Origin of the sequence: Methylobacterium sp. E-065 (assembly GCF_022829605.1) — a bacterium.
Lineage (GTDB): Bacteria > Pseudomonadota > Alphaproteobacteria > Rhizobiales > Beijerinckiaceae > Methylobacterium.
Genome location: NZ_JAKSYD010000026.1, coordinates 70,506 through 81,245, shown reverse-complemented (window position 1 = coordinate 81,245; position 10,740 = coordinate 70,506). Strand labels below are relative to the sequence as shown.

Here is a 10,740-nt window from a genome sequence, read left to right as displayed (position 1 = left end):
CGGATCGAGCGCCTGTTTGGTCATCTCAAGAACTGGCGGCGCGTGGCGACCCGATACGACCGCTTGGCCTGCAACTACCTCGCCGCCGTCGCACTCGTTTCCTGTGTCATCGCATGGACCTGAATGAGTCCCCTACCTAGTCGATAACCTCAACGACCCGGCGCGTGCGCGGGTCCACCAGAACCGGGTGATCGTTCACGACGGTGTAGTTGTACGTCGGAAGAGCGAATTCCGGAGGAACATCGTAATAGACGACGCCGTCCTCCGGGAGGACGGTCCCAACCTTCACGGCGCCGGAATAGGCAAAGGACGGCCGACGCTCGCCCGTGGCGTAGATGCGGAAGCGCTCACGTCTGTCGATGCCGAGGATGCCGTTAGCCGTTCCCACCGCTGCCCCAACCGCACCACCGACGACGGCGCCCAGGGGACCGGCGATCATCGCACCCCGGTTCGCCCCCTCTTGCGCGCCGCGCTCCAGACCCTGTGCCTGCGCGGCGCCTGCCCAGGCCAATGTTGCCGCCGCGACGACCAGTCGAATCTTGCGTGCCATCTTCCGTTCCCCATGATGCCGGGCGGCCCGGCGTTCTTGTTGCCGATCGGTTCGACGCTTCAGCGGCTATCGATCATGGCCCGCACGGGTGCGCCCGCTAGGTCGACCGTCGAACCGACCGTGTCCCGCAGGCCGGAGCCGACGTGAGACAGGTGCTCGCCGAAGGTCTCGCGGGTTTGCGGGTCGACGATGGCGACCGGGGCCGCAACCGCCAGCGCCGCACCGGTCGCGACCGTGGAGGCGGCTCCGGCAGCCGTGCTCACCAACCGGTCACCAAAGCCGACCTGTCCGTCCGAGATCGGCTGGCCGTCGGCGAGGCGCTTGCCCAACAGGGCGACGACATCCCCGGAGGCGAACTTGCCGTGGTTCAGGGGGTCATCGCCCTTCACCGCGAACAGGTTCAGCACGTCGATGTTCTGGCGTTCGAGTTCGGACCGGTAAGGCTCGACATTCGGGTCGATGGCGCCCAACCTGACGCTGTCGCCCCAAACCAACCGCGACACCGCCAGAGCCTGATCATCGCCGGATACCATCAACGTCAGGCGCGGCCGGTCCGGACCCATGTCACGGAACGCTTCGCGGGCGAGGTCCATGTCGACATCGGGCGCGGCGAGGATGACGTTGCGGATTTTCGGGGCGACGCGCCGATCGCGAATGGCCATCTGGCGGAGGCTCTCCAGGGTCAGCCAGTTGCCCATCGAGTGGGCGAGTACGGTGATCTCGCCGACATTCGGGTCCCTGGCTAAATCCCGCAGCAGCGTCTCCAGGCCGTTGCGCGAGAAGTTGGTGCTCTCCCGGTCGTAGCCGTAGGCGAGCACCGACCCCTTGGAGGGCCACGTAAACAGCACCGGGGCGACCTCCGCACCCGAGTCATGCACAATCTGCGCGAAGCGGAAGACCGCGTCCTCGAACTTGTTGTTGAAGCCGTGGACGAACACGAGCACGTGGCGCTTGGCCCCGCGCCGGACGGCGCGGCCGGTCCAGGCCGCGACCTTCGAGCGGTCGACCGGATCGGCGCGCAGGGCGACGAAGTCGGTCGCGGGGTTGCCGGGCAGTGATTTCGGCCACTGCACGGTGCCGGGCTGCCGCGTGGTGTTCGGTGGGATGGAGACGGCAAGATCCGTGTAGGTGACCGCATCGCCGCGCTCGCCCGAGAACAGCACCCCCCGGTCGGCGGCCGACTTGCGTGTCGTTGCCACCAGCATGTCGACGCGTGAGGTGCCGGGAACCGACCCGGTCACGGCGACGGGCAAAAGCACTCCGGTCGGCCGGCCGGCACAGGCTCCCGACGCGAGCAACGGTAGGAGAACAGCGAAGGCCGGGCACGCACGACCCAGCCGTCCAAAATGCAAGCCCATCCGTTCCCCCGAGCCGGATCATCCTAGGCAGCGTTGGACGGGCGAATGGTTAAGCGACCGTCAAGGTGCGTGCGGTGCATGCGGGGCGATTGTAGCGACCGGCGGACGAAACCTCAGCGGGCTCCAGAGCCGCTTCGTCGCACGCATGGGCGACCGCGGCGCCGAGGCATAGGCGGCCCGGACCGGCTTCCGACCGGAGCGTGGATGATGCGCTGAGCTAGGCTCGCCTAACGTAACAATCGCCATCGTGGAGCTCGAAGTCTCGATCGTAGACCACCAAGCCCGATCCACGCAGCGTCGGTTGTAAAACCGCCTCTTGCGCCAAACCGGTTTCTACGTCGGCAGAGAGCGCTTCAATGCGTGCCGCCGAGATAGGCCGCTCGCACGGCCGGATCGTTGCGCATCTGCTGCGCCGGGCCCTGGAAGCGGATGCGGCCGTTCTCCAGCACGTAGGCATGATCAGCGACCCCGAGCGCCGCCATGGCGAACTGCTCGACCAGCAGCATCGTAACCTGCTCGGCCTTGAGCAGCCGGATGATCCGGAAGACCTCCTCCACCAGTTTGGGGGCGAGCCCCATCGAGGGCTCGTCGAGCAGCAGGATCTCCGGCCGCAGCATCAGGGCCCGGCCCATCGCCAGCATCTGCTGCTCGCCACCCGACAGGGTGCCGGCGAGCTGCGCGCGCCGCTCCTTCAGGCGGGGGAACATCTCGAAGGCCCGCTCGCGGTCGGCTGCGACGTCGCCCTTCGGACGCGAGCCGGTCAGCCGCGGAAAGGCGCCGAGCGTGAGATTGTCCTCCACCGAAAGCGTCGCGAATACGCGCCGCCCTTCCGGTGAGTGCGCGAGGCCGAAGCGGGCGACGTCGTGACTTTCGAGGCCGCCGATCTCGTGCCCGTTCAGGCGGATCGAGCCGGCCCGTGGGCGGATCATGCCCGACAGGGCTCGCATCGTGGTGGTCTTGCCGGCTCCGTTCGAGCCGATCAGCGCGACGACCTGACCCTTCGGGACTTGGAAGTCGAGACCGTGCAGAACCTCGACCTGGCCGTAGCCGGCCGACAGACCCGTGACTTCAAGCATGGGTCATCTCCTCGTCGGCGACTGGGCTCCCGAGATAGGCCTCCACCACCTTCGGGTCCGCCTGGACCTCGCGGGCGCTGCCCTCGGCGATCTTGTGGCCGAAATCGAGGACGCTGACGCGGTCGCACAGGCCCATGACCACGTCCATGTGGTGCTCGATCAGGATCACCGTGATGCCGGCATCCCGGATCTTGCGGATGATCGCGGTCAGCTCGGCAATGTCGGGGGCGGTGAGGCCCGCGGCGGGCTCGTCGAGGAGGAGCAAGACCGGGTCGAGGGCGAGCGCCCGCCCGATCTCAAGAAGCCGCTGCTTGCCGTAGGGCAGGTTGCGGGCCTCCACCTGGGCGAGGGCGCTCAAGCCCACGAAATCGAGGATCGCCATGGCGCGGGCGCGCTGCTCACGCTCCTCCCGGCGGCGGCGCGGCGTGCCGAGGATCGCGTCGAACAGGGTGCCGCGGAAGCTGTGATGCAGGCCGACCAGCACGTTCTCCAGCGCGGTCATCTCCCGGAAGAGTTGGACGTTCTGGAAGGTGCGGGCGATTCCGGCGGCGGCGATCTCGGAAGGCGTGCGCCCGTCGAGGCGCTTCGTGCCCTGGCCGCGGGCCAGGGTGACGCTGCCGCTCGTCGGCCGGTAGATGCCGGTGAGCACGTTCATCATCGTGCTCTTGCCGGATCCGTTGGGGCCGATCAGCCCGTGGATCGTGCCCGGCCGCACCGTGAGGTCGACGCCGGCCAGGGCCTTGAGGCCGCCGAACTGCATCAGGGCCTGATCGACCGTCAGCAGCGGGTCGGCGCCCCTGTCGCCGCTTTGGACGCTGAGCGCCGCGCCCTCGGCGTGGAGGCTCTTGCCCTCGGCGGTGTGGGCCGGCCGCAGCGCCGGGATCTTCTCGCGGAAGAAGCCGACGATCCCGTCCGGGAGGTAATACACCACGAACAGGATCATCAGCCCGAACACCGTCAGGCGGTAGTCGGTGACGGATTCGAGCAGCAGGGTCGCGGGGAAGAAGGCGAGGCAGAGCCCGACCGGGATCAGCAGGGCGTACCGATCCTCCCGGCGGCGCAGGATGGCGAGGCCGCCCACCGCCAGGGCGGCGAGCGCAATGATCCCCGCCATGATCCGCACCAGCCCGATATCGGCCAGCACGTTCGGCATCATCACGATGATCGCCGAGCCGATGATCGGCCCCGCCCGCGACTTGCGGCCACCCATCGTGACGGCGAGGAGGAACAGCACGGTGAGCTCGAACCCGTAGGAGTTCGGCGCCACATAGCGCTCCGACCACGCGAACAGCGCGCCGGCGAGGCCCGCCAGCGCCGCCGAAATCACGAAGGCATAGACCTTGTAGCGGTAGACGCTGACGCCCATGCAGTCGCAGGCGATCGGCGAATCCCGCAGCGCCTCGAAGGCGCGGCCGTAGGGCGAGCGCACCACCCGGTTGACGACCAGGATGGTCACCAGCAGCGCGGCGCAGACGAGGTAGTAGAATTCGAGCTTGCGCCCAGCCGCGCCCCAGGGGGCCTGGAGGCCGAGGAGCGAGAAGTCGAGGATGCGGGCCGGCGGCAGGGTGATGCCGAGCGGGCCGTTGGTCAGCGGCGTCAGCTCGTTGATGAAGATCTGGACGATCGTGCCGAAGGCCAGCGTCACCATGGCGAGGTAGGGGCCGGTCACCCGCAGCGCCGGTACGGCCAGCAGCACGCCGAAGGCCGAGGTCACGCCGATTCCGGCCAGGATGCCCCACCAGATCCCGAGCTTGAAGTGCAGGAACAGCACCGCCGCCGCGTAGGCGCCAACCCCGAACAGGCCGGCATGGCCGAGGCTCACCTGCCCGGTATAGCCCACCACAATGTCGAGCCCGAGGATCAGGATCGCGTAGATGGCGATCACCACCATGAGATGGATGTAGTACGAGCTTGTGACCACGTGCGGGAAGGCGGCGAGGCCGACGACCAGCAGCACAGCACCGAGCACGCCCATGTAACGGGACAGGCTCGGGGCGGAGGCCGGTGCGGGGATTCCGGCGGGGGCGAGGGTCTGCGCCATGGCTCAGGCTGCCGTGAGAGTTGCGCGGGCGGTCACGGTCAGACCTTCTTGATGACGGCCTTGCCGAACAGGCCGACCGGGCGGATGGAGAGGACGACGAGGAGCAGGATCAGGCCCGGCACATCCTTGTAGCCGGTCGAGATGTAGAAGCCGGTCAGCGTCTCCGCGACGCCGAGGATCAGGCCGCCGACAATGACGCCGAGGCCGGATTCGAGGCCGCCAATGATCGCCACCGCGAAGGCCTTCAGCGCCAGCACGGAGCCCATCGTGGCCCCGGTGAGCGTCACGGGCGCCACCAGGACGCCCGCGAAGGCGGCCGTCATGGCGCTGATCGAATATGACAGGGTAATCACCTTCTGGGTGTTGATGCCCATCAGGCCGGCGGCGTCGATGTCGTTGGAGGTGGCGACGACCGCCTTGCCCCAGATCGACTTGCGATTGAAGATTTCCACCGCCAGCATCATCAGCAGCGCGCCCGCGACGATCAGAAGTTCCATCGGCAGGATGCGCACGCCGCCGACCTGGAGGGCGGTCTCGGGCAGCGGGGAGGGGAACTTCAGATCGTCGCGGCCCCAGACGTTCTCGGCGACGTTCTTGAAGATGATGCCGAGCGCGATGGTGGCCATGATCCACCCGTACTCGGACTTGATCTTCACGGCCGGACGCACGCCGAGGCGCTCGACCACCGCCCCAAGGGCGAAGCCGAAGACCAGGACAAGCGGGATCATCATCCAGTAGCCGATGAACGGCACCAGGGTCAGGCCGAACAGCGCCCCGAGCGCAAGCGCTTCGCCCTGGCCGAAGTTGAGCGTCTTCGAGGTCGCGAAGGTGAGCTGATAGCCGAACGCGATGGCGGCGTAGATCATGCCGACCGCGACGCCTGAGGCGATGAGCTGAAGCAGGATGGCCATGGGTCAACTGTCGTCGGAGGGACGTCCGGGCGCACGGCCAGGGCCGCGCGGGGAAGGATAGCTGCGTGTCGTGCGGGCAGCCCTTGAGACGGCGCCGGGTTCGAAAGCGACGGCAGCGCCCGCTCGGGCGCGGCCGTCGGGACCTCAGTTGGAGGACTTCTCCTTGACGCGGACCACGCCGGCGTTCTTGGCATCCTCGTCCTTGGCGTAGACGATCTTGCCGTCCTGCACCTTCCCGAACACGACCATGTTGCGCGAGATCGCGTTGTGGTCCTTGGCGGTGAACGGCTTCTCGTAGGTGGTGACGACGCCCTCGACCTTCTCGTTCAGGTTCTCGAGCGCCGTGCGGATCTTCACGCCGTCGGTGCTGCCGGCCTGCTTGATCGCCGCCGCGAGGAGGTAGATCGAGTCGTAGGCCTGGGCGCCGGCCACGGGGGTCGGGATCTTCGTGACGCCGTAGGTCTTGTAGTAGTTCTCCAGGAACGCCTTGCGCTTCGGCAGGGTCTGATCCTCGATGAAGGTCTGCGGCATGACCACGCCGTTACCGTTCGCGCCCGCGATATCGATGAAGCTTTGCATCGAGGACGGCCAGCTGGTGATCATCGGCACCCTCCAGCCGAGCTTGGCCATGCCGTTTGTGATCTGGGCCAGTTCCGGTCCGATCCCATAGGCGAGGATCACCTCGGCGCCGGCCTGCTGCGCCTTGAGCAGCTGGGCCGTCATGTCGACGTCCTTGATGTTGAACTTCTCGACCACCACCGGCTTCACGTTCTTGGTGGCGAGGTACTTCTCGATGTCCTCACGCCCGAGCTGGCCGTAATTGGTCGAGTCGGCGAGGATCGCGATCTTCTTGTGGCCCTGGGCCAGGGCCTCGTCGACCATCAGGCCGGCCTGGAGCACGTCGTAGGCGGAGTTCCGGAAGACGTAATTCGCCTCGTAGTCCGGCTCCTTGAACTGGTTGGTGATGATCGTCCCGGTGGCGACGTTGTTGAAGACCGGGATCTCGGCCTCCTGGTAGAAGCGCTGGGCGGCCAGCGCCACACCGGTGTTGATGAAGCCGACGCTCGCGACGACCTTCTCCTTGTTGATCAACTCCTGCGCGACCTGGGCGCCGACCTCGTTCTTGGCCTCGTCGTCGCGCTCGATCAGCTGGATCGGGCGGCCGAGCACGCCGCCGGCCTTGTTGATCTCGGCGGCCGCGAGCTTGGCGCCGTCGCGCATCGAGACGCCCATCGAAGACGAGCCCCCGGTATATGGGCCGCTCAGCCCGATCTTGATGGGGTCTGCAGCGTGCGCTGGCGCCGCTGTGAGCGTGAACAAGAGCACGGCGGCAGCCGTGCGACCTGCGAAGACCATCGTTTCCTCTCCCAACGAGCGTTTGCGCCGCGTGCCCTTCGTCGTGGCACTATGCGATGAGGATCTCTTCGAAACAGGACGAGCCGTCAAGCTGCAAAGCCAATACGTCTTAGATGATCAATACGGAGTGTTCACGGTTTCCTGTCGCGGAGGCAATCTGCGACAGAATTTTCGCCGATCCGCGAAGGGCGCGGATTAATAACCGAGCACACACGTGCCGCATCGTTGTTTCGCAAAAGGTCAGCTGAGCATCGCTATCCGTTTGCCCCGCACGGTGGCCGACGGTCCAGCGAAGTATCTTCGCGGTGAGCGAGGGTGTCCAAGTCCTGAAGGTCCGGTCTGATCGTCCCGGTCACGGCCGACGACGGGTCGAACGGAATTAGGACCGCCGGCTCGATCGAGCCGGCAGCCGCGGGTCAGCGTTGGAGAAGCGCGGCATTGATGCGCACGCCCACGCTTTCACCGGGGCTGCTCCGAAGCGCAGCGACTTGTCCTCAGCCCGGTAGGCCACTGCTTTCGCATCGCCCTCACGAAATGTGACGCCGTAACGTGATGGAGGGCGAGCCGCATTTCCTTTTCATCGAGAGAGCGTGGTCGCTTCATGGCGATGTCCCACGAAGTCTTTCATTCATGGGATGGTCCGCTTCCCGGATAAGATCGACCTGAAGCATTCGTTCCGCATTCGGCCAGATTACGTCATGAGAGATCATCAGCGAGCGTCGGATCGGACCTTCGGCTTTGCGCACGATCCCGCCGTTCATACTTATTCGGCAATGGCCTCAAAGCAGACATCAACCGTGCATTCAATCGCATACGCCCCAGATCGTTGGCAGGCGTAACGTCATCGTTCTATGCTTATGATGGACTAGGCATCGCCGGCGATAGTCCGTCAAACCTTTCTTGATCGCGAGACACAAATCCTGCATGCGAGCGGTTCGATTGTCCTCCAAGAATTCAGCGCCTGTTGAAAAGGACGTTCTTTCAGAGACTGAACTCGATTGGCCGAAATTTCGAGCGTAGGAACTAATTGCACGCAACACTACCACAAAGGGAATTTGCCGCGTTTACCGGCGGCGATGTTCCCACAGATCCGCGGAGTAAGTTGAGGGCGGTCTTGGCTTCTTCATTGTCAGGCTTAAGACGAAGAACTTCTTCGTAGTCTCGAATGGATGCCTGCGTGTTTCCGAGGGTGATGTTGGCTTTTGCTCTGTTGAGGAGCGTATTCGAGAAATTAGGCCGCATCGCCAATGCGCGGTTGAAGTCTGCGATCGCTGCAGTCGGATTCTGTAGGCCAGCATATGCGACCCCGCGATTGTGAAAGGCGTATGGGTACTGATCGTCTGCCCGAATGGCGGTGTTGCAATCCGTTAGGGCGTCGGCATAAGCACCTCGATCAGTGTTTGCCCAGCACCGTCCATCGAGTGCGATCGCGCGCTGTCGCGGTGTCCGGGCCTCGGCCAGAAGCCGGCTGCATCCGGTCACGCGCATCTCCGGGCTCCCGGACCGGCAGTCCTGGGCGGCATCTGCCAGAGCGGAGGAGTTGGCGAGCGCCACCGCCGCGATCAGGCCCGCCTGTGCACAAACGGTGAAGGCGAGGAACGGCGCGCGCATGATCGATCAGTCCTGCTTCCGGTTCCTTGGAGGGCTCATCGCGCTCAGCCACAGCGATTGTTGAAGACGTCTCGGCTGGGCAATTGCATCGAGTTCATCATGCGGAGTAGTTCGGCACGGTACAAGTCGCTGAACTCGGCTGGGAAACGTCCTCCGATATTCGTGATCGTGCTGCGGTCGTCGCGCCGTATGGTCGCGAAATCGTAGAAGCTTCTGTCATCGAAGCTGCCCTGAGAGACAGCCGTGCCGCGGCCTTCGAGCACGAACCCGGCGCGAACCGGCGACGTATTGACCTCCTGCGCGCGGCTGATCTGACTCCGTCTCGGCCGGATCTGCTCCGTGATGAACTGTTGCGCGCTCCCGCAACGCTCGTTCGGGCTGACCTGTACGTACATCACCACCTGCTCGCCGTGCTGCCGCGAGCGCCAGATCGTCGTGTAGGTCTGCTTCTGCGGATCGAATTGGTCGTTGGCCAGCGGGGAGACTTCGAGCAGGTTGGTCGAGTAGTTCAGCGTCCAGCCGGAGGCGCTTCCGACCGTGGTGCGTTGCTGCAGCTCACGCTGGCGCCGCTCCTCCTCCGCACGACGCTGCTCGTCCTGCTCGCGCTGACGTCGGGCGTCCGCCCATTGCCGATCCATCTCGTCCTGCCGTCTCCGCCTGTCCTCCTCCTGACGCCGGGTTTCGTCCGCCTGCTGGCGTCGAGCCTCGTCCTGGCGATCCCGGTTGCGGCCGCATTCGACCGCGAAGGTGTCGACCAGGGCGCGGAAGCGCCCCGCCGGATAGGACGCGCTGTAGCTCGCAGTGACCGCGGGATCGTCGCAGGAAGCGACCGCCCGCTGATAGGCCCGCTGCTCCCGCCCCGCCTGGAGCCGGTCCTCGAAGGCACGGGCATAGGGATAGGTCCCCGTCATCGCCTCGCAGCCGCGGATCGCGGGATCAAGATTCGCCCCACGCAAAGCGGCCGGCTCGGCATTCGGGTCGATCTTGTTACACGCGGTTTGCAGGCCCGCGAAGAACCCCTGCGGGATGAAGGCGAACGACGTGGTGAGCGCGCCGCTCGCCCGGGCCTCCAGATCGCTGCCGGCGAGGCCCCGTTTCAGGGTTTCGTGCGACTGCAGGAAGGTCTCGCCCTCCTGCGCCATCGCGGCAAGCATGGGATCGCGCAGCGAGGCGCGGCCCGCGAGCGGCGCGCCCGAGGCATTGCGGCGGCCGCCGCGTTCGGCGCCGATGACGCTCGCCCCGGAACTTCCCGCCGCGGCATCGAAGTCGCAACGACCTCCCACCGAGGATTGACACTCGTCGATCACGACGACGAGTTCGCGGGTCCGGCGTCGGGCGAGGCGGCGCAGCACGTCGCTCAGCCGCACGCCCTCACTGTCGAGCAGGCCCGGGCGCTGTCCGGCATCAGACGGGGTGTCCTGTGGCATCAGATAGATGTCGTCGGCCCCGCCGATCGTCGGCCCGAGGGCGAAGACCGCCACCTGGGCGTCCTCCGGCAGGCGGCCGACAGATTCGCGCAATCCGCGATCCAGCTGCGGTCGGTCGGCCGGCCCGACCGTCCACACCTCGAAGCCGATGTCGCGCAGGCGCTTGCGATAGGCCTCCTCGTCGGCGCTGGCCGTCGCCGCCCGGCCGCCGGAGGACGAGGCTTGCGGCACGATCAGCAGCGCGATCCGCTGCCCGGTTACGGCACTGCTGCGCGCGGCGGCGGCCTGGACCGTCAGGCCCGGCGCGGCCGCGTGCACGGCGGTGGCGGCGGCGAGACCGAGCGCGGTCGCGGCGGCCAGGCAGCTCCAGCGACGTCCGGTTCGGGCGGGCGGGGCCATATCGGGGATCC

8 protein-coding genes and 1 pseudogene are annotated in these 10,740 nt (G+C 66.3%); 1 reads left to right on the top strand and 8 read right to left on the bottom strand.

Translation table 11 applies throughout. The features are described 5' to 3' along the window. Positions 1-123, top strand: a pseudogene (locus tag MKK84_RS02350) (IS5/IS1182 family transposase); the annotation flags it as partial. A gap of 13 nt (positions 124-136) precedes the next feature. On the opposite strand, the gene MKK84_RS02345 reads toward MKK84_RS02350, so the two are convergent. From MKK84_RS02345 to MKK84_RS02310, 8 genes are all read right to left on the bottom strand, one after another. After that, positions 137-550 (bottom strand): DUF1236 domain-containing protein, encoded by a 414-nt coding sequence (locus tag MKK84_RS02345; RefSeq protein ID WP_243916425.1) that lies wholly within the window; start codon positions 548-550, stop codon positions 137-139. 59 nt (positions 551-609) lie between these two features. Continuing rightward, positions 610-1,755 (bottom strand): alpha/beta hydrolase, encoded by a 1,146-nt coding sequence (locus MKK84_RS02340; RefSeq protein ID WP_243916431.1) that lies wholly within the window; start codon positions 1,753-1,755, stop codon positions 610-612. A 506-nt stretch (positions 1,756-2,261) separates the two neighbouring features. After that, positions 2,262-2,984, bottom strand: coding sequence for an ABC transporter ATP-binding protein (locus MKK84_RS02335; protein ID WP_243916424.1), 723 nt, complete (start codon positions 2,982-2,984; stop codon positions 2,262-2,264). Further along, the gene (locus tag MKK84_RS02330; RefSeq protein ID WP_243916423.1) at positions 2,977-5,025 is read right to left on the bottom strand and encodes an ABC transporter permease subunit; all 2,049 of its coding nucleotides are present in this window, start codon (positions 5,023-5,025) and stop codon (positions 2,977-2,979) included. The genes MKK84_RS02335 and MKK84_RS02330 overlap by 8 nt, the downstream gene beginning before the upstream one ends. 38 nt (positions 5,026-5,063) lie before the next feature. Next, entirely contained in the window at positions 5,064-5,936 is an 873-nt protein-coding gene (locus MKK84_RS02325; RefSeq protein ID WP_243916422.1) for a branched-chain amino acid ABC transporter permease, read from the bottom strand. Between the two features lie 144 nt (positions 5,937-6,080). Further along, positions 6,081-7,292, bottom strand: a complete 1,212-nt coding sequence (locus tag MKK84_RS02320) for an ABC transporter substrate-binding protein (RefSeq protein WP_243916421.1) — start codon at positions 7,290-7,292, stop codon at positions 6,081-6,083. Positions 7,293-8,315: 1,023 nt separating this feature from the next. Beyond that, on the bottom strand, positions 8,316-8,903 hold the full coding sequence (locus tag MKK84_RS02315) for a tetratricopeptide repeat protein (RefSeq protein ID WP_243916420.1): 588 nt from the start codon (positions 8,901-8,903) through the stop codon (positions 8,316-8,318). Between the two features lie 44 nt (positions 8,904-8,947). Continuing rightward, on the bottom strand, positions 8,948-10,729 hold the full coding sequence (locus MKK84_RS02310; RefSeq protein ID WP_243916419.1) for a hypothetical protein: 1,782 nt from the start codon (positions 10,727-10,729) through the stop codon (positions 8,948-8,950). Positions 10,730-10,740 lie beyond the last annotated feature (11 nt).

Bases quoted from the DNA above. Each gene is read 5' to 3' on its own strand.
- MKK84_RS02345 (WP_243916425.1), bottom strand. From the start codon at position 550: ATGGCACGCAAGATTCGACTGGTCGTCGCGGCGGCAACATTGGCCTGG.
- MKK84_RS02340 (WP_243916431.1), bottom strand. From the start codon at position 1,755: ATGCTGGTGGCAACGACACGCAAGTCGGCCGCCGACCGGGGGGTGCTG.
- MKK84_RS02335 (WP_243916424.1), bottom strand. From the start codon at position 2,984: ATGCTTGAAGTCACGGGTCTGTCGGCCGGCTACGGCCAGGTCGAGGTT.
- MKK84_RS02330 (WP_243916423.1), bottom strand. From the start codon at position 5,025: ATGGCGCAGACCCTCGCCCCCGCCGGAATCCCCGCACCGGCCTCCGCC.
- MKK84_RS02325 (WP_243916422.1), bottom strand. From the start codon at position 5,936: ATGGCCATCCTGCTTCAGCTCATCGCCTCAGGCGTCGCGGTCGGCATG.
- MKK84_RS02320 (WP_243916421.1), bottom strand. From the start codon at position 7,292: ATGGTCTTCGCAGGTCGCACGGCTGCCGCCGTGCTCTTGTTCACGCTC.
- MKK84_RS02315 (WP_243916420.1), bottom strand. From the start codon at position 8,903: ATGCGCGCGCCGTTCCTCGCCTTCACCGTTTGTGCACAGGCGGGCCTG.
- MKK84_RS02310 (WP_243916419.1), bottom strand. From the start codon at position 10,729: ATGGCCCCGCCCGCCCGAACCGGACGTCGCTGGAGCTGCCTGGCCGCC.